Raw genomic sequence first — 23915 nt, forward strand, 5'->3', positions numbered from 1 at the left:
TAAGGCATGAATGCGGCGTACCGGCGACAGAATATGCAAGATCGCGGGGGGTGGGGGCGGGGCGTGAGAGTTGCAACGTCGGGGTTGCGGGTGAGCTGAGATCGGGGGCTCACGTGCGAGACTAGGTAACCATGAGCGACCCACGGATCACCTCGTCGATCTTCACCCGCGGCGCGGTCGACCTCAGCACGCTGCGTGGCCCCGCACCAGCAAGTACCCGCCCCGGCACGCCCCCGCAGGGCGGCCCGACCAACGGCGCCCCCGGCGCGCCCACCGCCGGCGGTGACACCGCCACCGTGGACGTCACCGAGGCGACCATCCAGTCCGACGTGCTCGAACGCTCGATGGCCACGCCCGTCGTCGTGTTCTTCGGTGCGGCCGGCTTCCCGGAGAGCGACGAGTTCGCCCCGGTCCTGGAGCGGCTGAACGCCGAGGGCGGCGGCACCTGGGTGCTGGCCCGGGTCGACGTGCAGGAAAATCCCCGAATCGCCCAGATGTTCCGGGTGCAGGGCATCCCCATGGTCTACGCGGTCGTCGGCGGCCAGCCGGTCGACGCCTTCTCCGGAGTGGTTCCCGAGGCGCAGCTGCGGCAGTGGATCCAGGCCGTGCTCAAGGCCGGTGGCGTGACCGTCGCCGAGCCCGAGGACCCCCGCCTCGACGAGGCGGACGACGCGCTGATGAGCGGCGATCTGGACGCCGCCGAGCAGGCGTACCGGAAGATCCTCGCCGACGCCCCGGCGGACGCCGCGGCCACGGCGGGGCTGGCCCAGGTCGGGGTGGCCCGCCGGGTGGCCGGTGCCGACCCGTCCGTCGCGCTGGCCGCCGCGGAGAGCGCCCCCGACGACGTCGCAGCCCAGCTGCTGGCCGCCGACATCGAGGTGCTCAGCGGCCTGGCCGAGCAGGCGTACGCCCGGCTCGTCGGTCTGGTTCGGCGCACCGCCGGTGAGGACCGTGAGGCGGTTCGCCAGCACCTGGTCTCGCTCTTCTCCATCGCCGGCCCTGACGATCCGGCGGTCGCCTCGGCGCGTCGGGCCCTGGCCAGCGCCCTGTTCTGAGTTCGTAGCACGCCAGCGCGGGCCGGCGTTCCGGCCGGCCCGCCCGACCATCGAGGACGGGAGCTCACGATGCGCCGGATCGCCGTCCTCGACGCGCCGACAAATCTCGGTCTACGGCCGCCGACGCCCACGTCGGTCCCGGGTTGCGCCAAGGCGCCGGGGGCGCTGCGCGACCACGACCTGCTGGCCCGGCTCCGTGCCCGCGACGCCGGCTGTGTCACCCCCGCCCGGTACGACCCGGGCGACTGGCGGCCCGGCGACGGGGTGTGCCACGCCCGGGAGATCGCCGACTACTCGTTGGCCCTCGCCGAACGCATCGGCTCGATCATCGACCGGGGTGAGTTCCCGGTGGTGCTCGGCGGCGACTGCTCTGTGCTCCTCGGCTCGGCCCTGGCCATGCACCGCCTCGGCGAGGCCGTCGGCGGGCGGATCGGGCTGGTCTTCGTCGACGGGCACTCCGACTTCCGGCACCCCGGCAACGCCTCCTACGTCGGCGCCGCCGCCGGTGAGGACCTGGCCCTGGTCACCGGGCGAGGGCAGGCCGACCTGGCCGCGCTGGAGGGCCGCCGGCCCTACTTCCGCGACATCGACGTGGTGGTGCTCGGCATCCGCGCCCAGGACGAATACCGGCTCGACCTCCAGGCCGCCGGGATCACCACCCGACCGGTGCCGGCGCTGCGCGCCGAAGGTGCCGCCCGGACGGCCCAGTGGGCGCACGAGCAACTCGCCGACTGCGCGGGCTACTGGGTGCACATCGACGTGGACGTGCTCGACCCGGCGGTGATGCCCGCCGTGGACGCCCCCGACCCGGGTGGAATCGCCTTCGCCGAGCTGGAGATCCTGCTCGCCGGCCTGGTCGACACCCCGCACTGCCTCGGCGTGGAGGTGACCGTCTTCGACCCCGACTACGACCCGGACGGCTCGTACGCGGCCGAGATCGTCAACACAGTGGTCGCCGGTCTGGCACCGGTGACCGCCCCGGAAGCCGTGCCGCCCCGACTGCTGTCGGCCCGGCCCACGCCCTCCCCGCGGCGCGGCAACGGCCGGGCCGCGACCGCCACCGAGCGGCTCGACCGGGCCGAGCGTCCCGACCGTGCCGAGCGGCCCGACGCGCTGGCTGGGCTTGACGGGCTTGACGGGCTCGACCGCGCTGAGCGGGTTGCGCGGCTTGAATTCCCCGCTGGCATCGACCCCGCTGACAGCGACGCCGCCGATGGCGGGCCTGCCGGCGTCGGTGTCCCCGGCGTCGGTTCGTCGGTGAGCGCTCTGCCGTACGACGTCCCGGCCGATGGGGAGTCACCCGGCACTGGCGGACGGGCCCACTCCGAGCCTTCGGGCGTCGCGGCCAGCGTCGCGCCCCTGGTCGAGCGTGAACCGGTCGGCCCACCGGCGTCGGCCGGCCCAGGTCTCCTCCGACGCACCTCCCCGTCGCCCCAGAACCCGCCGGCGAGGCGCGAAGCCGACACCGCCTGACCTGGCCCTCGACCCGGGCACCGGGCGTTGGCCCCGGGGCAATGGCCGGACGCCCGGCGGGGGCCCCGGACGGTGGCCGGACGCCCGGTGGGCCCTTCGGGTGGTGGCCGGACGCCCGGCGGGCCCTTCGGGTGGTGAGGTCAGGGGGTTGGGAGGGCGCGGAGGAAGCGCTCGGCCATCGGGACGGCCGAGGCGGTGCTGGCCCCGCCCTTCTCCACGAAGACGGCGAACGCCACGTCGCCCCGCCAGCCGACGAACCAGGCGTGGGTGTGCGCCGGGTTGTCGTCGTACTCGGCGGTGCCGGTCTTGCCGTACACCTCGCCCGGCACATCCTTGAGTGCGCTGCCGGTGCCGGCGGTGACCACCTCGCGCATCATGGTGCGCAGCGCCGCGACGGACTCCGGCTTGAGCTGCTCACCTGCCGGGGCCGGCTTGGCCGGCGCCGGGTCGAGCAGCAGCTTCGGCTGCTCGAAGCGGCCGCGGGCGACGGCGGCGGTGGCGCCGGCCATGGCGAGCGGGCTGACCAGCGTGGTGCCCTGCCCGAACGACGCGGCGGCCTGCTCGGCCAGGCTGCCGCCCGTCGAGACCTTGCCGGTGAAGGCGTCCGTGCCGAGGTCCCACTGACCCTCCAGGCCCAGCGAGCGACCGGCGGCGGCCAGCCCGTCGCCGCCGAGCTTCGGGGCCAGTGCGGCGAACGCCGTGTTGCAGGACTTGGCGAAGTCGGTGCGGAACGGCACCGAGCCGAGCTCGAAGTTGTCCGAGTTCTTGAAGGACCGGCCGTCCACGATGAAGGTCTTCTTGCAGTCCACCGGCCCGTCCAGCGTGACCGCGCCCCGGTCCAGCAGGCCCAGCGTGCTGACCATCTTGAAGGTCGAGCCCGGAGGCACCTGGGCGTCGAAGGCCAGGTTTTCCCCGGCCGGGCCGGGGCCGTTCGCGGCGGCGAGCACGGCGCCGTCACTGATCCGGAGCGCCACCAGGGCGGACCGGCGCGACTCGGCGCGCAGTGCCCCGTCGGCCGCGTTCTGGACGGCGACGTCCAGCGTGGTCTTCAGCGCCTGCCCCGGCTGCGGCTCCCGACGGAACAGCTCGGCGCCGGTGGGTTCGAGTTTGCCGCCCTCGGCCGGACGTTCGACCACAACGGTCAGCCCGGGGCCGCCGCGCAGTCGTTCGTCGTAGCGGCCCTGTAGGCCGCCGTGCCCGACCAGATCGCCGACGACGTACCGGTCGGGGTGTGCGGCGATGTCGTCGGCCTGCGCCGGGTCGACAGTGCCGAGCACCGCACGGGCGAACTCACGGGTGGGCGCCAGGTCGATCTTGTCGGAGACGAACTTGGTGCCGGGCAGGTCGTAGATGCGGGGCTTGATCTGCCGGTACGCCTCCTCGCGGAGCGACACCACCTCGACGAATGCGCCCGGCTCGGCCTTGGCCACCCGGTCGGGCAGGTCGGCCAGGTCGACGCCGGGGACCAGCGCCGGGCGGATGGCCTTGAACGCCGCGTCGAGGTCCTTGACGAGCTTCTTGAGGTCGGTGACCCCGTTGGGCTGCACACCCACCCGGACCACCGGGCGCGGGGTCACCAGCGGCTTCCCGGCGTTGTCCAGCACCGCGGCGCGGGCACCGGGGTCGCGACGCAGCGCCAACCGGTCGCCCTTGGTGAGCTGCTCGTGCACCACCTTCGGCTCCCAGATCACCTGCCACTGGTCGTCGTCGCCGTGGGCGAGCCGCACCTCCCGGTCGTACGCCCAGCGGGTCTGACCGGGCAGGGCCCACTCCACCTGGACGGTCGTGGTGGCGATGTCCTTCGTGATCTTCGGCTCGCCGCGACGCGTCAGGGTGGGCGGGGTCGCCGCCAGCTCACCGGAGAGGTCCTTGATCTCGCGCGCCACGTCGGCCGACGGCAGTTTCGAGCCGAGCGGGTCGATCAGACCGACCGCCTGGAGGTCGCCGCTGCGCCATCCCGCGAGGAAGGCGTCGACGGTGCGCTGCGGCCCGTCGTCACCGGAACAACCGACCAGGACACCCGCCGCGAGCAGCGCCGTGGTGACGGCGGCGGCGAGCCGGCGGCCGGGGTTCGGCCGGTGGGGCCGGGGGTACGACAAGGGCATGAAGCTGGTCCTTCCGATCTCGGACTGCCCTCGCACGGTAGTACGGGAACGCCGTCCCCAACGTCCCCCAGGTGCTCGGCCGCGCTCAAAGACGGGCCGCACCCGTGTGATGAACATCGCGTGGCGGGGTATCCCGCAGCCGGCCAACCTCGGACCCGCAACGGGTGAAAGGACAAAGTCCCGATCCGGACGTCTGGCCAGTGGTCCGCCGACGAAGGCGCAGAACGGCAGGGCCTAGGCTGGGCGGCAGAGTGACCCACAACGCGGTGGGTCGAGGGGAGTGGCACCGATGGACCGGCGTCCGGCGATCAAACCGGAACCCGACCTCCGGCAGGATGACTCCGGCCGGGACGATGACAGCTTCGATTCGGCGACCGACGGGGACGGCTACGGCCGACTCGACACGGGAGTCACCGGGCTGACCGGGTCGAGCATCGACACCATCTACGATCTGGGTCTGCCAGCCGAGGCGCTGGCCGACGACGTGGAGGACGCCGAGCTCGACGAACCCGTTCCCAACGCGGAGCGCCTGGTGGCCCAGGCCGTCGCGCTCGCCGGGGACGACCACGACGCGGCGACGCTTGTCGGCCGTTTCTGGCGGTTCGCCCCGGACGAGGAGCTGGTCGGCTTCACGGCGGAAGAGATGCTCGACGCGGCCCGGGCACACCGGGATCTCGCCCAGCAGCGGGTGCCGGGCGAGTTGAAGCTGCGGATCCACGAACCGCACGCCGACCAGCACCACACGGTCGTCGAGATCGTCACCGACGACATGCCGTTCCTGGTCGACTCGGTGACGGCGCTGCTCAACTCGTACCACCTCGACGTGCACCTGCTGGTGCACCCGCTGGTGGTGGTGCGGCGGGAGCCGCTGGGCCGGCTCACCGAGGTCTCCGCGGATGTGGAACCGGACGACGCGATCGCCGGCGACATCATCGAGAGCTGGATGCGGATCGAGATCGACCCGGTGCGGGACGCTGCCGAACGGGACCGGTTGCGCCGCGAGTTGCAGCGGGTGCTCACCGACGTGCGGGAGGCGGTGGAGGACTGGCCGAAGATGCGTCAGCGTGCCCTCGCGCTCGCCGACGAGCTGGCGTCCGCCCGTACCTCCGACAACCGCCCACCGGTGCCGGAAAAGGACATCACCGACTCGGTGGAGCTGCTGCGGTGGCTCGCCCAGGACCACTTCACCTTCCTCGGTTACCGCGAGTACCGGTTGGTGGACGCCGACGGCGGCGACGCCGCCGACCCGGTCGACGGCAAGGCGTTGGAGGCGGTGCTCGGCACCGGTCTGGGCATTCTGCGCTCCGATTCGCCGGATGCGCGGTCGCTGTCCTCGATGACGCCCGAGGCGCACGAGAAGGTGCTGGAGAAGCGCCTGTTGATCATTACCAAGGCCAACTCCCGGGCCACGGTGCACCGCTCGGCGTACCTGGACTACATCGGCTTCAAGATCTTCAACACCGCCGGTGACGTGATCGGTGAGCGGCGCTTCCTGGGCCTGTTCTCGACGGCCGCCTACCGGACCAGCGTCCGCGAGTTGCCGGTGGTACGCCGCAAGGTGGCCGAGGTGCTGGACCGCTCCGGCCTGAGCCAGCGCAGCCACTCGGGCAAGGATCTGATCCAGATCCTGGAGACCTACCCGCGCGACGAGCTGTTCCAGATCAAGACCGACGACCTGTACCACGCGGTGGTCGGCGTGCTGCGGATGGCCGGCCGCCGGCAGCTGCGGGTGTTCCTGCGTCGGGACGCGTACGGGCGGTTCATCTCCTGCCTGATCTACCTGCCCCGGGACCGGTTCACCACCCAGAACCGGCTGCGCATGCAGGACATCCTGCTGCGCGAGCTGAACGGTGTCGGGGTGGACTACACCACCCGGGTCACCGAGTCGATGCTGGCTCGGGTGCACTTCATCGTCCGTACCGACCCGACGCGGCCACCCGGCGACATCGACGCCGACCTGCTCGCCGAGGAGTTGGCCGACGCCACCCGGCTCTGGGACGACGACTACCGGTTGGTGCTGGAGCGCAAGCTCGGCGACGAGCAGGCCAAGCACCTGTTCACCCGGTACGCCGACGCGTTCCCGGAGGGCTACAAGGACGGGCACACGCCGTACGAGGCGATGAAGGACCTGGCGAAGCTGGAGCTGCTGGAGGAGCCCGGCCAGCTGGAGATGCACCTGTTCCGCAAGCAGTTGGCGCCCCGGCCGGGCACCCGGGTGCCGGGAGCCGACCTGGCCGAGGCGATGGACGTCCGGTTCAAGGTCTACCGGTACGGCGAGCCGATGATGCTCTCCGCAGTGCTGCCGGTGCTGCACTCGCTCGGCGTACGGGTGGTCGACGAGCACCCGTACGAGGTCGACCGGATCGACGGTCGGGTCTACCTGTACGACTTCGGCCTCATGCTGCCCGAGGGGCATCACGAGCTGGCCGAGGTGCGCCCGCACGTGGAGAACGCCTTCGCGGCTGCCTGGCGCGGCGAGGCCGAGGTGGACCGGTTCAACGAGCTGGTGCTGCGCGGCGGGTTGACCTGGCGGCAGGTGGTGGTGCTGCGGGCGTACGCGAAGTACCTGCGGCAGGCCGGCACTGTCTTCTCGCAGGACTACATGGAGCAGACCTTCATCGCGTACCCGAAGCTCGCCGCGTTGCTGGTGGAGCTCTTCGAGACCCGGTTCGCGCCGGGCGAGTCGAGCACCGAGGAGCGGCAGCAGCGCAGCGGTGAGCTGGTCGAGACGATCCGGGGCGCGTTGGACGACGTGGCGAGCCTGGACCAGGACCGGATCCTGCGCTCGTACCTGACGCTGATCGAGGCGACCCTGCGGACCAGCTTCTACCAGAAGCGCGCCGACGGGCGGCCCAAGGCGTACGTGGCGTTCAAGCTCGACCCGCAGGCCATTCCGGACCTGCCCGCGCCGCGACCGAAGTTCGAGATCTTCGTCTACTCGCCGCGCTTCGAGGGTGTGCACCTGCGGTTCGGGCCGGTGGCCCGGGGCGGGTTGCGGTGGTCCGACCGTCGGGAGGACTTCCGTACCGAGGTGCTGGGCCTGGTCAAGGCGCAGATGGTGAAGAACACAGTGATCGTGCCGGTCGGCGCCAAGGGCGGCTTCGTGTTGAAGCAGAAGCCGGGTGACCGGGACGAGGCGGTCGCCTGCTACCAGGAGTTCGTCGGCGCGATGCTGGACGTCACCGACAACATCGTCAGCGGGCAGATCGTGCCGCCGGAGGACGTCGTCCGGCACGACGGCGACGATCCGTACCTGGTGGTGGCGGCCGACAAGGGCACCGCGACGTTCTCCGACATCGCCAACGAGATCTCCAAGGCCCACAACTTCTGGATGGGCGATGCGTTCGCGTCCGGCGGATCCGCCGGCTACGACCACAAGAAGATGGGCATCACCGCCCGGGGTGCCTGGGAGTCGGTCAAGCGGCACTTCCGTGAGTTGGGCCTGGACACCCAGACCCAGGACTTCACTGTGGTCGGCGTCGGCGACATGTCCGGCGACGTGTTCGGCAACGGAATGCTGCTCTCCGAGCACATCCGGCTGGTGGCCGCCTTCGACCACCGGCACATCTTCCTCGATCCGGAGCCGGACGCCGCCACCTCGTACACGGAGCGTCGACGGCTGTTCGACCTGCCCCGTTCCTCCTGGGAGGACTACAACCCGGAGCTGATCTCGGCAGGTGGCGGCATCTTCCCGCGTACCGCGAAGTCCATCCCGATCACGCCGCAGGTCCGGGCGGCGATCGGCCTGGACGACGACGTCACACAGTTGTCGCCGCAGGACCTGATGAAGGCGATCGTCACCGCCCCGGTGGACCTGTTCTGGAACGGCGGCATCGGCACCTACGTCAAGGCCTCCACCCAGACCAACGCCGAGGTGGGCGACAAGTCCAACGACGCGATCCGGGTGGACGGGCGTAACCTGCGCTGCCGGGTGGCGGGCGAGGGCGGCAACCTGGGCTGGACCCAGCTCGGCCGGATCGAGTACGCGTTGACCGGTGGCCGGATCTACACGGACTTCATCGACAACGCGGCCGGTGTGGACACCTCCGACCACGAGGTGAACATCAAGATCCTACTCAACACGGCGGTGGCCGACGGTGAGCTGACCATGGCCGACCGGGACGAGCTGCTGGCCGGGATGACCGACGAGGTCGCGGAGCTGGTCCTGCGGGACAACTACGACCAGGCCCGGGCGATCAACAACGCCCAGGCCCAGGCCGCCTCGCTGCTCCCGGTGCACCGTCGGATGATCAACGAGCTGGAGCGTTCGGGCGGGTTGGACCGCGCGTTGGAGGCGCTGCCGCCGGACGAGGAACTGGCGGTCCGCAGCGAGTCCGGGCTGACCGCGCCGGAGTTCGCCGTGCTGCTCGCGTACGTGAAGATCGTCCTGGAGCGGGAGATCCTCACCGAGGGGTTGGCCGACGAGGAGTGGACGACCGAGGTTCTGGTCAACTACTTCCCGACGCCGATGCGCGAGCGGTTCGCCGACCGGATGGGCCGGCACCGGCTGCGCCGGGACATCGTCACCACGGTGCTGGTCAACGAGGCGATCAACCGGGGTGGCATCTCGTTCATCTTCCGGGTGGTCGAGGAGACGGCGGCCAGCGCGGCCGACGTGATCCGGGCGTACGTCGTGGTCAGCGAGGTGTTCGGCCTGCGCGATCTGTGGGACGCGGTCGAGGCGCTGGACAACAAGGTGGCGCCGGAGCTGCAGACCAGCGTCTACCTGGACACCCGCCGGCTGCTCGACCGGGCCGTGCGGTGGCTGGTCTCCAACCGGCGCTCGCCGATCGACGTGCCGGCCGAGATCGCCCGGCTGCGTGACGGGGTCACCCGGCTGCTGCCGGGGCTGGAGGAGCTGTTCTACGGCAACGAGCGCCAGGGCCTCGCCGCGCACATGGACTCGATGACCGAGCGTGGGCTGCCCCGAGAGCTGGCGGAGCGGGCCACCCGGCTGATGTACAGCTTCGGTCTGATGGACGTGGTGGAGACCGCGAACGCCAGTGGGCGGGACGTCAGCGAGGTGGCCTCGGTCTACTTCGTGCTGTCGGACCTGTTCCGGGTGGACTCGCTGCTGTCGAAGATCTCCCTGCTGCCTCGGGAGGACCGCTGGCAGACGCTGGCCCGGATGGCGCTGCGGTACGACCTGTACGCCGCGCTGGCCGCGCTCACCGCGGAGGTGCTCGACTCCACCCCGGGCGACCTGCCGCCGCACGAGCGGGTACAGCAGTGGGAGCAGTCGAACGCCACCTCCATCCACCGGGCCCGACGGGCGATGGGTGAGTTCGACGAGTCGCGGGCGGATCTCGCCGCCCTGTCGGTGCTGTTGCGTCAGATCCGCACCCTGGTGCGGACCTCCGCGGCCGCCTGAGTCAGGTACGCCGGACGCGGTCCGGCCGGTCGGGTCACCCCGACCGGCCGGACCGCGTTTCGTTTCGCCGCCGGTCAGGCCGCCATGGTGGCGAAGACGACGATGTTGTCCGGGTAGCTCTTCGCGGCCTGGTCGAACTGACCACCGCAGGTGACCACCCGCAGGCTGGGTCGGTCACTCGGTCCGTACACCAACTCGGTGGGGAAGGCAGTCTTCGGGTACGACTTCACCGAGTCGACAGTGAAGGTGGCCGGCACTCCGTCGGCGCGGCGCACGGTGACGGTGTCGCCGGGGGTGAGAGCGCCGAGGTCGAAGAAGACGGCCGGGCCGAGCACCGCCGAGTCCACGTGCCCGACGATGACCGCGTTACCCGTCTCGCCCGGGCTCGCACCGGGCTCGTACCACCCGGCCTGGTCGGCCTTGTCCAGCGGAGGGACCTGGACGGTGCCGTCCGCGTTGGTGCCCAACGACATGATCGTCGCGTCGACGCCGATCCGGGGGATCTCGATGCTGGTGGGTGCCGAACGGGCCAACCCGGCCGCCGCCTGACCGACCGGCTGCCCGTCGACCGGCGGAGCATCGTCGGCGGTGCTCGCCGGCCCGGTCGCCTCGGGTCCGGCCTGGGCCAGCGGCTGCGGCGGTCGGGGACTGGGCGTGGTCTTCAGGGAGGCGCCGATCATGCCGGCGCCGATCATGGCCATGGTGACGACGACGGCCGTGCCGGCGGCACGCCACGGTTTCCCGCGACGGCCGCCGGCCGGTGTCGTCGTCACGTCAGACGAGCGAACCATCGGTCCGCCGACGACGCATCAGCACGATCCCGCCCAGCGCGGCAGCGCCGAGCAGGCCCGCTCCGCCGGTGGCCAGACCCCGGTCGGTACCGGTGCTGACGCCACCGTCACCACCGTCGACACCGCCGTGCGGCAGCACGACGAGCTCGCCCTCGCCGCAGGAGCCCTTGAGCTCGTAGCGACCCGGCTTGGCGTCCTTGTCGACCTTGGCTTCGCCGTAGTAGACGAACTCGCGCTCGTCGTCCCAGTCACGCTCGTCCGAGCCGCGCTCGTCCTTGCCGTAACCGCCGCGCTCGTCCGAGCCGTACTCGGAGCCGTGCTCGTCCTTGGACTCCCAGCCGTTGTCCGAGCCGTATTCCGAGCCGTGCTCGTCCTTGCCGTAACCGCCGCGCTCGTCCGAGCCGTATTCCGAGCCGTGCTCGTCCTTGGACTCCCAGCCGTTGTCGGAGCCGTACTCGGAGCCGTGCTCGTCCTTGGACTCCCAGTCCTTCTTGTCTTCGTCCTTGGAATCCCAGTCCTTCTTGTCACGGCCCTCTTCGGCGTCCTGGCCGTGCTCCTCGCCCTTCCAGTCCTTGCTGCCCTCGTCGCCGTAGGCGTCGGCGGCAGCGCCGCCACCCTGGCCACCCTTGCCGTTCTCGTCCTTGTGCTCGTCCTTGCCCTTGTCGTCCTTGCCGTTCTCGTCCTTGCCCTCGTGGTCCTTGCTCTTGTCGTCCTTACCGTGCTCGTCCTTGCCGTTCTCGTCCTTGCCCTCGTGGTCCTTGCCGTTCTCGTCCTTGCCGTGCTCGTCCTTGCCCTTGTCGTGGTCGGAGGAGTTCTCCTCCTCGCGCCACTCGCGGTCCTCGCCCCGGTCTTCATGCGCCGGCTTGAGCTTGACCTTGCCGGTGACCTTGGACCACACGTACGCGTGCTCCTGCCGATCCGGGCAGATCTCGAGGAGCTTGACCTCGTCGCCAGCCTTGACGACATGCGGCTTGGCGTAGACCTTGCCATCGTCGTGGCCGTCGGCGAACGCGATCCCCGGTGCGAACACCAGGAGCGACGCGCCGCCGAGCGCGGCGCCCGCAACGACCTTCCCGAGCATCTTCTTAGCCATGACCTGCGTCACTCCATCCCTGTTGTCCTGAGCTCGGCGACAACCGAGCTAAGACCGACGTTAGACCGTTTCATGACTTATGAAGTGAAAGATTCGCGTTTTACCTTTGATCCAAGTAAGAGGTGAAGGGGTGGTACGCGGCTTTCGCCGCGCTGCGCGTCGTGTCAGGCTTCGCGCAACCCTGTGAGCGCGGCACGGTGTTCCGCGCTCCCCGTGTCCGGCCTGCCCCGGTCATCCGGTAGCGGCGGATCCGAGCGGCGCGTGCCGGTCGGGCGCACTCGGAGGTATCGTCCGAAACGACTCCGGCAACGCATCGAGCCATTGCCATGGAAGCGCTCCCATGCAAGAATCGGCGAACGCGGTTCAGAGAGCCACACCGTGCAGGCAGGGGAGTCGAGGGCACCCGGTTCACCGGGCGACGCACCCGCCGCCGATCGACCGGCCGACGCATGGCCGGGCACCACCACCACCATCGCCCGTCCGGGTCGGGCGCCCCCCAAAGAATCCCGTGGCGCCGACGGCCGTCCGTGCAGGACGCCCATCGGGCCGTCCCGCCGGGCCGTACGTGGGCCCGGTCTCGCCCAAGGAGATCAGTGGCATGAATGTGTGGAGAAGGCTAACCGGCCCACGCCGGGCCCTCGCGCTCGCTGGCGCGGGTGCCCTGGTCGCCGGTGGGCTCGTAACGATTCCGGGTACCGCGGCGCAGGCCGCGACGCAGTGCGACATCGCGTACACGAGCAACGACTGGCCCGGCGGTTTCACCGCGAGCGTCACCATCAAGAACGTCGGCGACCCGCTGAACGGCTGGACCTTGGGTTGGACCTTCCCCAACTCCGGCCAGCGGGTGCAGCAGGGCTGGTCGGCCACGTTCACCCAGTCCGGCAGCCAGGTCACCGCCCGGAGCCTGTCCTACAACGGCACCCTGGCCACCGGCGCGTCGACGAGCATCGGCTTCAACGGCGCGTGGAGCGGCAGCAACCCGAAGCCGACCTCGTTCACCCTGAACGGCGTGGTCTGCAACGGTGGCACCACCCCGCCGACCACGCCCCCGCCGACCGATCCGCCGCCCACCACACCTCCGCCCACCGACCCGCCGCCCACCACGCCGCCGCCCGGCACCAAGGTGGACAACCCGTACGTCGGGGCGCGCGGCTACGTGAACCCGGAGTGGAAGGCCAAGGCGGACGCCGAGACCGGCGGAAGCCGGATCTCCAACAACCCCACCGCCGTCTGGCTGGACCGGATCGCCGCGATCAACGGCACGCCGGACAGCAGCTCCAACGGCGCCTTCGGGGTTCGTCAGCACCTGGACGAGGCGCTGCGCCAAGGCGCCGGCTACATCCAGTTCGTGATCTACAACCTGCCCGGCCGGGACTGCTCCGCGCTCGCCTCCAACGGTGAGCTGGGCCCGGACGAGCTGCCGAAGTACAAGGCCCAGTACATCGACCCGATCGCCGCGATCCAGGGTGAGTCGAAGTACAGCAGCCTGCGGATCATCAACATCATCGAGATCGACTCCCTGCCCAACCTGGTCACCAACACGTCCGATCAGGCCGGCGGCACGGTCATGTGCGACACGGTCAAGGCCAACGGCGCCTACGTCAACGGTGTCGGCTACGCCCTCGCCAAGCTGGGCGCGATCGGCAACGTCTACAACTACATCGACGCCGGCCACCACGGCTGGCTCGGCTGGGACTCCAACTTCGTCCCGACCTCCAACATCCTGAAGACCGCCGCGGTCGCCTCCGGCAGCACTGTCAACAACGTGCACGGCTTCATCACCAACACCGCGAACTACTCGGCGCTGCAGGAGCCGTACTTCAAGGTCACCGACAACGTGAACGGCACGTCGGTGCGGCAGTCCAAGTGGGTCGACTGGAACTTCTACGTCGACGAGCTGTCGTTCGCCCAGGCGTTCCGCAACCAGCTGGTCTCGGTCGGCTTCAACTCCAACATCGGCATGCTGATCGACACCTCCCGTAACGGCTGGGGCGGCTCCGCCCGGCCCACCGGTCCGGGCGCGACGACGAGCGTCGACACGTACGTCAACGGCGGCCGCATCGACCGTCGGGCCCACCTCGGCAACTGGTGCAACCAGGCTGGTGCCGGTCTCGGTGAGCGGCCCCGGGCCACCCCGGCGACGGGCATCGACGCCTACGTCTGGGTGAAGCCGCCGGGTGAGTCGGACGGTTCCAGCAAGGAGATCCCGAACAACGAGGGCAAGGGCTTCGACCGGATGTGCGACCCGACGTACGGCGGTAACGCCCGCAACGGCAACAACCCGTCCGGGGCGCTCGGCGACGCGCCGATCTCCGGTGCGTGGTTCTCCGCCCAGTTCCAGGAGCTCATGCGCAACGCCTACCCGGCGCTCTGATCGGGTAGCTCACGCACCAACCCGCTGCCAGTGGTTGGTGAGGCACTGTTGGCAGCAGGTTCCCCCCGGGTCCCCGGCTCGACCGTCACAGGTCGGGCCGGGGACCCCCCCTTGGCCGCGATCAGGGCACTGTGCGTTCGATCGCCGCCCGGCCCTGCTCGGCCAGGTCACGGCGGGCCTTCTCCAGGTTCTCCGGTGTCAGATCCTGCCCTCGGGCCATCACCAGGTCCTCCGGCTCCCAGGGCTGCTCACCCCCGGTGCGGATGTTGTCCCCGCCAGCGCCGGTACCCGTCCCGGTCGCCCCGGTGCCGGCGGCGTACGGGTCGCCGATCAGCTCGTCGGTGTCCGGTGCGAGGTCGGCCGGTCGGCTGCGGGGCTCGGCGAAGCCCGGTGTGTCCCGATCCGGGCCACCTCCGGTCCGCAGTTGCGGCACGGTGGCGTCATCGTCCACCGCCGAGGCCACCTCGGGGCTGTCCTCCAGCGGCGGTTGGCGATCGCGATCGGTCATGGTGCTGCCTCCTGTGTCCGACACGGTGCCTGATTTCCCTCACGTACCCCTTCGTGCCGCGCTCATGCCGCACGGCCCGGCGGTCGGGCCGGGCCGGGCCGTGCTCAGGCAGTGCGGTCAGGCGGTCAGGCGTCGGGCTGCTGCTCGTTCGGGGCCGGCGCTTCCGCCGGGCGCCACCACTGCCAGAGCAGCATGAGCAGACCGAACACGAGCATCGCCAGCCCGGCCCACAGGTTGATCCGTACGCCTTCGGCCTTGTCGATCTCGGCCCGGCTGTCGAAGATGCCGATCAGCGTCACGATGACCCCGTACGCGACGAAGAGGCCACCGATCACCCGGCGGATGTCGAACAGCCGGGCTGCGGCGGAACGCCGCTGCTCCGCCTGCGTCTCGTCGATCAGCGGATCCTGTGCCGGCTGGCCTTCGTTGCTCATCTGCCGACCCCTTTCCTTAGAAGACCGGGATGTAGAAGACGGCGGCCAGCGCGACCGCGATCAGACCGAGCAGCACCGGGGAGCGGTACCAGGCGGCGTCCCCGGCGAGCACGTCCCCCTTCAGGTCGACGCCGCCCATGCCGTACACCAACCCGCGCAGCTCCTCGTCCCGCTTGGGTGCGGTGAGCGGGGTGACGATCGCGGCGACCACCACCGCCGTGACGAACGCCAGACCGGCACCCCAGAAGCTCTCCTCCAGGTCGGAGTTGAAATGGACCACACCGCCCTTGTAGAGCAGGTAGAGGCTCAGCGACACCAGGGTGCCCAGCAGCAGCGACCAGAAGCCTGCCAGCGCGCTCATCCGCTTCCAGAACATGCCGATGATGAAGGTGGCGAACAGCGGCGCGTTGAAGACGGAGAAGAGCGCCTGGATGTAGTTCATGATGTTGCTGAACCCGGCCGCGATGAACGCGGTGCCGATCCCGATCACCACGGCGGCGACCGTCGCCCAGCGGCCGACCCGCAGGTAGTACTCGTCCGACCGGTCACGGCGGATGTACGCCTGCCAGATGTCGTAGGTGAAGACGGTGTTGAAGCCGCTGACGTTGGCCGCCATGCCGGCCATGAACGAGGCGAGCAGGCCGGTGACCGCCACCCCGAGCACGCCGTTGGGGAGCAGGTCGCGCATCAGCAGCGGGATGGCGTTGTTGTACTGCAGGTCGCCGCTCTCCGCGCCGAGGCCCTTCACCGTGACCAGGGCCACCAGACCGGGGATGACAGTGACCAGGGGGATGAGCAGCTTCGGGTACGCGGCGATGATCGGCGTACGCCGGGCGGCGCTCATGTTCTTCGCCGAGAGGGCCCGCTGCACCTCGGCGAAGTTCGTCGTCCAGTAGCCGAACGACAGCACGAAGCCGAGGCCGAAGACGATGCCGATCCAGTGCGCGCCCAGCGGGTTGGCAGTGCTGCCGGTGTCCTGCCACGCGTGCAGGCCGGCCTCGCCGAGTTTGGTGTCGCCGACCGCGTCCATCAGGCCGTTCCACCCGCCGACCTTGACCAGGCCGATCACGGTGACCGGGATCAGGCCGGCCAGGATGACGAAGAACTGGAGCACCTCGTTGTAGATCGCCCCGGACAGGCCGCCGATGGTGATGTACGCCAGCACGATCGCCGCGCCGACCACGATCGCCGTCCAGAGCGGCCAGCCGAGCAGCGCCTGCATGACGAGGGCCAGCGCGTACAGGTTCACGCCGGCGATCAGCACCTGGGCGACGGCGAAGCTGATCGCGTTGAGCAGGTGGGTGGGGCGGTTGAACCGCAGCCGCAGGTACTCCGGCACGCTGCGGACCTTGGAGCCGTAGTAGAAGGGCATCATCACGATGCCCAGGAAGACCATCGCCGGGACCGCGCCGATCCAGTAGTAGTGGACCGTCATCACGCCGTACTGGGCCCCGTTGGCGGCCATCCCGATGATCTCCAACGCGCCCAGGTTCGCCGAGACGAAGGCGAGACCGGTCACCCAGGCCGGCAGGGAGCGGCCGGAGAGGAAGAAGTCGACGCTGGTCCGGATGGCCCGGCGCGCGGCGAAGCCGACCCCGAGGACGGTGACGAAGTACAGCGCCAGGATCAGGTAGTCCAGGCCGTTCATGTTGAGCCGAAGACCGTCGCCGTCCATCCCGTCACCCCTCGTCCCGACGTCCGCGCTGATTGGTGCGCGCGCGCCCTATTACCCCGTCCGCGCGGTTTCACTCCCGGAGGTCGAGACCGCCGTGTTCGGGCTCTTCGCACGGTCTGGCGGGCTCCGCGACGATCGGCACACAACAGGGCGCCCCGGCCGTTTCGGCCGGGGCGCCAGTGTTGGTCGGGTGACTCAGCGACCGAGTACGCGGTCCAGGAAGTCCCTGTAGTTGCGGACCGCCATCCGCAGTTGCTCGGTGTCGGCCGAGCCGGCGTCCTGCCAACCGCCCAGCGTGTTCTTCTGGGCGGCCAGCGCCGAGGAGAGTGCCTGGATGGCCTCCTCGACCAGGGACTGCGCCTCGCCGGCAGCTCCCTGCGGGTCGTCGACGAAACGCAGCTGCACGTCCCGCCAGCGGTCCCGGAAGCCCTGCGCGGTGTCCCTGTCGAGGAGCGTGGCCGGCTCGGCCGCCACCGTCGACCCGGTGGGTCGGGATGTTCCGGCGGACTCCAGCGTGGGGCTGGTGTCGTCGCCGGGGACCGGTTCGCCGTCCGCGTCCGGGTCGACCATCTCCGGTGTCGCGCTGCCGTAGCCGGCCGCGCCCGCCGTGGTGGCGTCCCGGTCGCCGGTCAGATCGCCGCGTCGCTCGGGGTCGCCGTCCGTGCTCCCCGGCGGTACGACGGTCCGCGCGGACGTGTCCGCGTCGGTGCGGTCGTCGAGATCGGTGCGGTCGTCGACGTCCGCGCCGCCGTCGACGTACGCGTCGCGGCGGTGCAGCTCCGCGGTGGGGTCGGCGCGCAGACCCTCCCGCTCACCGTCCTCGGCGCCGTCGCCCGGCTGGGCGGTCCGCTCGGCCCTCGGGTCCGGCTGATCCTGCGGGTGCGGGCTGGCCAGCGCGGAGGCGGCCACCGCGTCGGCCACGGTGGTGGCGCCGAACGTGGTCGGCAGCGGCCCAGGCTCGTGGAAACCACCCTCGTCGTCGGCCCGCTCGTGGGTGGCGGTCTGGTCGTCGAAGGTGCCCCGGTCGTCGAGGGCGTCCTCCGGGACGTCGGAGTGGCCGGCCCGGTCGCCGGCCGGGGGTACCGGCACGGGCGCGGACCGGACGGCCTCCGGGTGGTCGTTGCTCACCTGCTGCTCTTCCTGGCGCATCGGTGGCCTCCTCAGCGGCTCGTGGCGTCGTGGTCCGGGTGGTGGCGCTGTTCGGGCGTGCGGTGGCCGACCGGCTCCTCGCCCAGCAGTTCGGCGAAGAGCGCGCGGTAGTGCACGACCGCCTGCCGCAGCTCCTCGGTGTTGGCCTCGCCCCGGGAGTTGCGCAGGTGGATCTCGTGCGCGTCCCGGTAGTTGGTCAGCGTGCGGGCGTGCTCGACGGAGAGGTGGGCGATCTGGTCGGAGAAGTCACCGGTCGGGTAGCCCTGCTCCTCGATGAGCCGGGTGACCAGTTCGTCTGCGTCACCCACGGTCTCGCCGGGGGAGTCGATGAAGCGGACCTGGAGCTCCTCCCAGGCGGCGGCGTACCGGGCCCGGGACTCCGGGGCGAGTGGGGTGAGCGTGAGCTCGGCATGCCGGCGTTCCCGGTCGCGCAGTTCGCGCTCCGCGGCGGACCGGCTGTCCTGTTCCGCCACCACCCGGTCGTACTCCGGTCCGAACCGGTTGCGCAGGGCCCGGCGGTTGTTGAGCGAGCGGGCGGCCACGGCCAGCACCGCGACGATCACCAGCACGACGAGCACGATGACGACTATCTGCGTGGGCGACATGGGCTCCTCCTTCGTCATCTGCTATTCCCTCCGCGCAGTGATCGCCAATCCCGATCCGAGACACTTTCCTGACGAGGGGCGCAACTACTCACCGGCCAAAACCTGATTCATCCCGGAAGAGGCGCTTGGGTGGGTAGAGATACGGGCGGTAGTGAAACAGCCTCCGATTACGTATCCTGCCCAAGGCGCCCGCGCCGGTGCCCGGCGACGCGGCCGGGCGCGCAGCCGGCAGGCGCGGTGCCCGGCGGTGCCGGCACCCCTCCTGCCACCCTGTACGGGCGAGGTCTGATGAAAACCCGCGACTGGCCGATCCGCTCGAAGCTGACCGCGTTGGTCGTCGCGCCGGTGACCGCGCTCCTGGCGCTGTGGATCTTCGCGACCACGCTGACGTTCGGTCCCGCCCTGAACCTGCTCTCCGCCCGCACCCTGCTGTACGACCTGGGTCGCCCCGGCGAGACAGTGGTCACCGAGCTGCAACGGGAACGCCGACTCTCGGTGGTGCAGCTCGCCGGCAAGACCGAGCTGCCCGCACTCGCCGAGCAGCGCGGGCGCACCGATCGGGCGGTCGCCGAGCTGCGCCGCCGGGTGGACGGGGAACCGCTGCGCGACGCCGCTGACGACCTGCTGGAAAGCCGGGTCGACCAGCTGGTCAACGCCCTGGCCGCGCTACCCGACGGGCGGAGGTTCATCGACGAGCGCAAGGTGGACCGGGCCGGCGCGATCGGCCTGTACAGCGGCATGGTCTCCGCGGCCTTCCAGGCGTTCGCCGGCATGGCGACCCTGACCGACCCGGACATCAACCGGCAGGCCCTGGCGCTCACCGCGCTGGGTCGCTCCCGGGAACTGCTCGGCCAGAGCGACGCGCTGCTGGCCGGCGCGCTGACCGCCGGACGGTTCGCCGAGGGGGAGCACACCCAGCTCGTGCAGGCCATCGGCAACCAACGGTGGCTCACCGAGAGCGCCGTGGCCGACCTGCCCGAGAGCAGCCGGGTCGCGTACCAACGGTTGACCGAGAGCGAGGCGTTCACCCGGCTGCGCAGCATGCAGGACGCGCTGGTCGTGCCCAACCGGTCCGGCCGGCCGAGTGTCGACGCGGCGTCCTGGCAGGCCAGCCAGGACGCGGTGCAGCAGCAGTTGCGGGACTTCGAACTGTCCGAGGCCGACGCTCTCACCGACCGTTCGGTGCCGATGGCAGTGCGCATCCTGGTGCGGCTGGCCGCCGCCGGCGTACTCGGGCTCGTCGCAGTGGTCGTCTCGGTGCTGGTGGCGCTGCGGGTCGGCCGCACCCTGGTCCGCCGGCTCAGCGGCGTCCGCACCGCCGCGCTGGAGCTGGCCGAGCACCGGCTGCCCGACGTGGTGGCCCGGCTGCGTCGTGGCGAGCAGGTCGACGTTGCCCGGGAGGCGCCGCCGCTGGAGTACGGCCACGACGAGATCGGCGAGGTCGGGCGGGCCTTCACCGAGGTGCAGCGCACCGCCGTCCAGGCCGCGGTGGACGAGGTCACCCTGCGTCGTGGGCTCAACGAGGTCTTCCTCAACATCGCCCGACGGAGCCAGAGCCTGGTGCACCGTCAGCTGCACCTGCTGGACCGGATGGAGCGGCGTAGCGAGGACCCGGACGAGCTGGCCGAACTGTTCCAGGTCGACCACCTGGCCACCCGGCTGCGCCGGCACGCCGAGGATCTGGTCATCCTCGCCGGCTCCGCGCCCGGCCGGGGTTGGCGGAACCCGGTCGCGATGGTCGACCTGATCCGCGGCGCGATCTCCGAGGTCGAGGCGTACGAACGGGTGGACGTCAAGGCCGTGCAGCCGGCCGGCGTGCTGGGGCGGTCGGTCGGCGACATCATCCACCTGCTCGCCGAGCTGGTCGAGAACGCCACCGCCTTCTCCCCGCCGGACACCCGGGTCACCGTCACCGGGGCGCAGGTGGCCAACGGGTACGCCCTGGAGATCACCGATCAGGGGCTGGGCATGTCCGACGCGGCACTGGAGACCGCCAACACCCGACTGGCCAGCTCGCCCGAGTTCGACCCGGCGCAGAGCGCCCGACTCGGCCTGTTCGTGGTGGCCCGGCTGGCGGCCCGGCACGGCGTACGGGTGCGGTTGCGCTCATCCGGGGAGGGTGGCGTGACCGCCGTGGTGCTGGTCCCCGGTGACCTGGTCACCACCGAGCCACCGGCCGGCCCCGACCCCGCCACGCTCGGTACCGCGTCGGCCGACCCGAGCCGGCGGCTGGCTCGGACGGCGCGCCGGGGCGCCGTGACCCGCCCCCGTACCCGCCCGCCGACGGCCCCGTCCGCCAGCACGGCCCCACCCGCCCCACCCACCGGAGCGCCGACCTCGGCCATCGCGCCGGCCAATGGGCGCGAAGAGGGGTCGGCGACCCCCGACGAGCCGGACGACGAGCTGGATGGCCTGCCCCGCCGGGTGCGACGTCGTACCCCCGCAGCCCAGCCCCGGTCCACCGTCACCGACACGCCGTCGCCCCGCTCGCCGGAGGAGGTCCGCCAGGTGATGGCGGCGCTCCAGGCCGGCACGGCGCGCGGACGCGCCACCGCCATCACCCCGACGGCGCCAACCGGACCGACGGTCCCGGCGCCCACCGACCCGCCGACGACCCCCGAACCCCCGACCGTGACTGAGAGGGACGCCTAGTGCGGCATTCGACGAAGCAGAGCGCCGGCCTGGACTGGTTGCTCGACGAACTGGTGCAACGGGTACCGGCCGCCCGCGAGGCGGTGGTGCTCTCCGCCGACGGCCTGCTGCTCGGCTGCTCGGCCGAGCTGGAGCGCTCCGACGCCGAGCACCTGTGTGCGCTCGCCGCCGGCTTCTCCAGCCTCGCCCGAGGCGCCAGCCGGCACGTGGACGGCGGCCCGGTCCGGCAGACGGTGGTGGAGATGGAGGCGGCGTACCTCTTCGTCACCGCCGCCGGGCAGGGTGCCTGCCTGGCCGTGGTGAGCGACGCCGACGCGGACATCGGGCTGGTCGCGTACGAGATGGCGATGCTGGTGATCCGGGTGGGGGAGAGCCTCGCCGCGCCGGCCCGATCGGCAGCGGGTGCCGGAGATGCGGACTGAGCCGCCCGGGCCGCAGCACGAGTGGCTGGACGGTGAAGCCGGCCCGGTGATGCGCCCGTACACGCTCACCGGAGGCCGGGTACGCTCCGCCGTCGACGATTTCAACCTGGTCGCGTTCGTGTTGGCCGGTTCGGACGTCGACGCGACAAGCCATTCGCATCTGCTGCCGGAGCACCGACGGCTGGTCACGTTGGCCCACCGGCCGGTGTCGGTGGCCGAACTGGCAGCCGAGCTGGACCTCGCGGTCGGCGTGGTCCGGGTACTGCTCGGTGATCTCCTCGCCGAGGGCCTGGTCGCGGTGCACGAGCCGCCGGCCGCCGGCATCCTTCCCGACGACGACATCCTCAAGGCGGTGGTCAGTGGACTCCGTGCGCTATGACCAGGTGGGCACCAGCACCACCATTCCGCTGGCACTGAAGATCCTCATCGCGGGAGGCTTCGGGGCCGGCAAGACGACCTTGGTGAGCGCCCTGAGCGAGGTCCGTCCGTTGCAGACCGAGGAGGTGCTCACCGGTGCCGGGATCGGCACCGACGACATCTCCGGCGTGGAGGGCAAGTCCACCACCACCGTGGCGATGGACTTCGGCCGGATCACCATCAACGACGACCTTCAGGTCTACCTGTTCGGCACGCCGGGCCAGGACCGGTTCTGGTTCCTCTGGGACGAGCTGGCCTTCGGCGCGCTCGGCGCCGTGGTGCTCGCCGACACCCGGCGGTTGGCCGACTGCTTCCCCTCCATCGACTACTTCGAGCAGCGGGGAATCCCGTTCGTGGTGGGCGTGAACTGTTTCGACGACTCCCGCCGGTTCAACCTGGAGACCGTACGCCGGGCGCTCGACCTGGACCCGGACGTGCCGATGGTGCTCTGCGACGCCCGGGACCGGCAGTCCGGAAAAATGGTGTTGATCTCTCTGGTGGAGCACGTCGCGCGACAGCGCGGCGAGCCGGTGCCGGCGGCCTGAGATCGGGGGCCGGAAAGCCGGTTAACGGGCGGGCAACGCGGGCAGCCTCTGGTTGGATCAACGAAGGATGCCGGCGGAGGAGTTGGGCGTGAGCGGTCAGGGTGAGGTCGTCCACATCGGGGGTTACACAGCGCAGAGCGGCGGGCGGGGCAGCGGCATCGTCGCCGCTCGTCGCGACCCGAGGACGGGGGCGCTGACCCCGCTCGGCACTGTGGCAGTCACCCCGTCCCCCTCCTTCCTGGTGCGGCACCCCAGCCAGCCGGTGCTCTACGCGGTCAACGAGCTGACGGACGGCGAGATCAGCGCGTGGCAGGTCGGGGCGGACGGCGCGCTGGACCCGCTCGGCAGTCGGTCGACCGGCGGCGCGGAGCCGTGCCACCTGGCGGTGCTGCCCGGCGGGGGTCACCTGCTGGCGGCCAACTACGGCAGCGGCAGCATCGCGGTCTTCCCGCTCGACCCGCGGGGCCTGCCCGGCGAGCGCACCGACCTGGTGGTGCACGAGGGGCACGGCCCGGACCCGGAGCGCCAGGACCACGCCCACGCCCACATGGTCTCGCCCGGGGCGGGCCAGGGGCCGATCTTCGGCGTGGATCTCGGCACCGACTCGGTCTACCGGTACGACCTGGACGAGGCGACCGGACGACTGGTGCCGCATGCGCCGCGGATGCGTACGAAGCCCGGCACCGGCCCTCGGCACCTGGCCCGGCACCCCGACGGACGGCGCTGCTACCTCGTAGGTGAGCTGGACGCCTCGGTGATCGCCTACGAGCTGACCGACGACGGCGCGTTGCACCAGCGCGGGCGGGTCGAGGCGAGCGAGCGGGCCGGTCACGTCCAGCCGTCGGAGGTCGCCATCGCCCCGGACGGCCGGTTCCTCTACGTCGCCAACCGTGGGGTGGGGACCGTGGCGGTCTTCACAGTGGCCGGGGAACTGCCCGAGCTGGTGGCCGAAGTGGACACCGGCGGGGAGTGGCCTCGGCACTTCGCCCTCATCGGGGAGCACCTCTACGTCGCCGACGAGCGGGCGGACATGGTGCGGGTGTTCCGGCGCGACGCCGACACCGGCGTCCCGGAGGCGGTCGGCGAGCCGGTGCCGGTGCCGAGCCCGACGTGCGTATTGCCCTGAACGATGGTTTAGAGACGTGAGGGCGACGCTGATTTGGCAACGCCGCGAGGCTGCCCCATCACTCTGTGTTGCAAAAAGGTGGTCAACTGTTTCTCCTCCGTAACTTTAGTCCGAACGGAT

General features: G+C 71.1%; 17 protein-coding genes. 9 read left to right on the forward strand and 8 right to left on the reverse strand.

Features of this window, described 5'->3' with window-relative positions:
• Positions 1-131 precede the first annotated feature (131 nt).
• Together PSH03_RS06500 and PSH03_RS06505 are read left to right on the forward strand one after the other, a co-directional pair.
• Positions 132-1055, forward strand: a complete 924-nt coding sequence (locus tag PSH03_RS06500; RefSeq protein ID WP_238688542.1) for a tetratricopeptide repeat protein — start codon at positions 132-134, stop codon at positions 1053-1055.
• A 69-nt stretch (positions 1056-1124) separates the two neighbouring features.
• Positions 1125-2528, forward strand: a complete 1404-nt coding sequence (locus PSH03_RS06505) for an arginase family protein (protein ID WP_308194356.1) — start codon at positions 1125-1127, stop codon at positions 2526-2528.
• A gap of 140 nt (positions 2529-2668) precedes the next feature.
• On the opposite strand, the gene PSH03_RS06510 is transcribed toward PSH03_RS06505, so the two are convergent.
• Positions 2669-4633, reverse strand: coding sequence for a penicillin-binding transpeptidase domain-containing protein (locus tag PSH03_RS06510; RefSeq protein WP_238688543.1), 1965 nt, complete (start codon positions 4631-4633; stop codon positions 2669-2671).
• A gap of 289 nt (positions 4634-4922) precedes the next feature.
• Here PSH03_RS06510 and PSH03_RS06515 point away from each other — a divergent pair, with 289 nt between their 5' ends.
• Positions 4923-10004, forward strand: coding sequence for an NAD-glutamate dehydrogenase (locus tag PSH03_RS06515; protein WP_238688544.1), 5082 nt, complete (start codon positions 4923-4925; stop codon positions 10002-10004).
• A 74-nt stretch (positions 10005-10078) separates the two neighbouring features.
• Here the strand turns inward: PSH03_RS06515 and PSH03_RS06520 are convergent, their stop codons facing one another.
• Positions 10079-10777 (reverse strand): class F sortase, encoded by a 699-nt coding sequence (locus tag PSH03_RS06520; protein ID WP_238688545.1) that lies wholly within the window; start codon positions 10775-10777, stop codon positions 10079-10081.
• Between the two features lies 1 nt (position 10778).
• Positions 10779-11888 (reverse strand): hypothetical protein, encoded by a 1110-nt coding sequence (locus PSH03_RS06525; RefSeq protein ID WP_238688546.1) that lies wholly within the window; start codon positions 11886-11888, stop codon positions 10779-10781.
• 598 nt (positions 11889-12486) lie between these two features.
• Between PSH03_RS06525 and PSH03_RS06530 the strand changes: the two genes are divergently transcribed.
• Entirely contained in the window at positions 12487-14262 is a 1776-nt protein-coding gene (locus tag PSH03_RS06530) for a glycoside hydrolase family 6 protein (RefSeq protein WP_238688547.1), read from the forward strand.
• A 121-nt stretch (positions 14263-14383) separates the two neighbouring features.
• Here PSH03_RS06530 and PSH03_RS06535 read toward each other — a convergent pair whose 3' ends face one another.
• The 5 genes from PSH03_RS06535 to PSH03_RS06555 all read right to left on the reverse strand — a co-directional run bounded on the left by PSH03_RS06535 (position 14384) and on the right by PSH03_RS06555 (position 18633).
• Complete coding sequence (locus PSH03_RS06535) at positions 14384-14770, reverse strand: hypothetical protein (protein WP_210786102.1); 387 nt, start codon at positions 14768-14770, stop codon at positions 14384-14386.
• 125 nt (positions 14771-14895) lie between these two features.
• Positions 14896-15204: a hypothetical protein gene (locus PSH03_RS06540; RefSeq protein WP_210786103.1), complete on the reverse strand. Its 309-nt coding sequence runs from the start codon at positions 15202-15204 to the stop codon at positions 14896-14898.
• 16 nt (positions 15205-15220) lie between these two features.
• Complete coding sequence (locus tag PSH03_RS06545) at positions 15221-16879, reverse strand: sodium:solute symporter family protein (protein WP_210786104.1); 1659 nt, start codon at positions 16877-16879, stop codon at positions 15221-15223.
• A gap of 195 nt (positions 16880-17074) precedes the next feature.
• Complete coding sequence (locus PSH03_RS06550) at positions 17075-18028, reverse strand: hypothetical protein (protein WP_210786105.1); 954 nt, start codon at positions 18026-18028, stop codon at positions 17075-17077.
• A gap of 11 nt (positions 18029-18039) precedes the next feature.
• Positions 18040-18633 carry a hypothetical protein gene (locus tag PSH03_RS06555; protein WP_210786106.1) on the reverse strand — a complete coding sequence of 198 codons (594 nt, stop codon included), beginning with the start codon at positions 18631-18633 and terminating at the stop codon, positions 18040-18042.
• A gap of 288 nt (positions 18634-18921) precedes the next feature.
• On the opposite strand from PSH03_RS06555, the gene PSH03_RS06560 reads away from it, so the two are divergent.
• The 5 genes from PSH03_RS06560 to PSH03_RS06580 all read left to right on the forward strand — a co-directional run bounded on the left by PSH03_RS06560 (position 18922) and on the right by PSH03_RS06580 (position 23795).
• Positions 18922-21285, forward strand: coding sequence for a sensor histidine kinase (locus PSH03_RS06560; RefSeq protein ID WP_210786107.1), 2364 nt, complete (start codon positions 18922-18924; stop codon positions 21283-21285).
• Positions 21285-21707 (forward strand): roadblock/LC7 domain-containing protein, encoded by a 423-nt coding sequence (locus PSH03_RS06565; protein WP_112584065.1) that lies wholly within the window; start codon positions 21285-21287, stop codon positions 21705-21707. The genes PSH03_RS06560 and PSH03_RS06565 overlap by 1 nt, the downstream gene beginning before the upstream one ends.
• Entirely contained in the window at positions 21697-22086 is a 390-nt protein-coding gene (locus PSH03_RS06570; protein ID WP_112584165.1) for a DUF742 domain-containing protein, read from the forward strand. The genes PSH03_RS06565 and PSH03_RS06570 overlap by 11 nt, the downstream gene beginning before the upstream one ends.
• A complete protein-coding gene (locus PSH03_RS06575; RefSeq protein ID WP_091405745.1) occupies positions 22067-22669 on the forward strand; it encodes a GTP-binding protein in 603 nt (200 codons plus the stop codon). The genes PSH03_RS06570 and PSH03_RS06575 overlap by 20 nt, the downstream gene beginning before the upstream one ends.
• An 88-nt stretch (positions 22670-22757) precedes the next feature.
• Positions 22758-23795, forward strand: coding sequence for a lactonase family protein (locus PSH03_RS06580; protein WP_238688548.1), 1038 nt, complete (start codon positions 22758-22760; stop codon positions 23793-23795).
• Positions 23796-23915 lie beyond the last annotated feature (120 nt).

Origin of the sequence: Micromonospora salmantinae, from assembly GCF_022230905.1 — a bacterium.
In the GTDB taxonomy this organism is placed as follows: domain Bacteria; phylum Actinomycetota; class Actinomycetes; order Mycobacteriales; family Micromonosporaceae; genus Micromonospora; species Micromonospora salmantinae.

Excerpts from the sequence above, each read along its gene's own strand:
- PSH03_RS06505 (WP_308194356.1), top strand. The coding sequence starts at position 1,125 with ATGCGCCGGATCGCCGTCCTCGACGCGCCGACAAATCTCGGTCTACGG.
- PSH03_RS06525 (WP_238688546.1), bottom strand. The coding sequence starts at position 11,888 with ATGGCTAAGAAGATGCTCGGGAAGGTCGTTGCGGGCGCCGCGCTCGGC.
- PSH03_RS06515 (WP_238688544.1), top strand. The coding sequence starts at position 4,923 with ATGGACCGGCGTCCGGCGATCAAACCGGAACCCGACCTCCGGCAGGAT.
- PSH03_RS06510 (WP_238688543.1), bottom strand. The coding sequence starts at position 4,633 with ATGCCCTTGTCGTACCCCCGGCCCCACCGGCCGAACCCCGGCCGCCGG.
- PSH03_RS06545 (WP_210786104.1), bottom strand. The coding sequence starts at position 16,879 with ATGGACGGCGACGGTCTTCGGCTCAACATGAACGGCCTGGACTACCTG.
- PSH03_RS06560 (WP_210786107.1), top strand. The coding sequence starts at position 18,922 with ATGAAAACCCGCGACTGGCCGATCCGCTCGAAGCTGACCGCGTTGGTC.
- PSH03_RS06535 (WP_210786102.1), bottom strand. The coding sequence starts at position 14,770 with ATGACCGATCGCGATCGCCAACCGCCGCTGGAGGACAGCCCCGAGGTG.
- PSH03_RS06530 (WP_238688547.1), top strand. The coding sequence starts at position 12,487 with ATGAATGTGTGGAGAAGGCTAACCGGCCCACGCCGGGCCCTCGCGCTC.
- PSH03_RS06500 (WP_238688542.1), top strand. The coding sequence starts at position 132 with ATGAGCGACCCACGGATCACCTCGTCGATCTTCACCCGCGGCGCGGTC.
- PSH03_RS06570 (WP_112584165.1), top strand. The coding sequence starts at position 21,697 with ATGCGGACTGAGCCGCCCGGGCCGCAGCACGAGTGGCTGGACGGTGAA.
- PSH03_RS06540 (WP_210786103.1), bottom strand. The coding sequence starts at position 15,204 with ATGAGCAACGAAGGCCAGCCGGCACAGGATCCGCTGATCGACGAGACG.
- PSH03_RS06550 (WP_210786105.1), bottom strand. The coding sequence starts at position 18,028 with ATGCGCCAGGAAGAGCAGCAGGTGAGCAACGACCACCCGGAGGCCGTC.
- PSH03_RS06555 (WP_210786106.1), bottom strand. The coding sequence starts at position 18,633 with ATGTCGCCCACGCAGATAGTCGTCATCGTGCTCGTCGTGCTGGTGATC.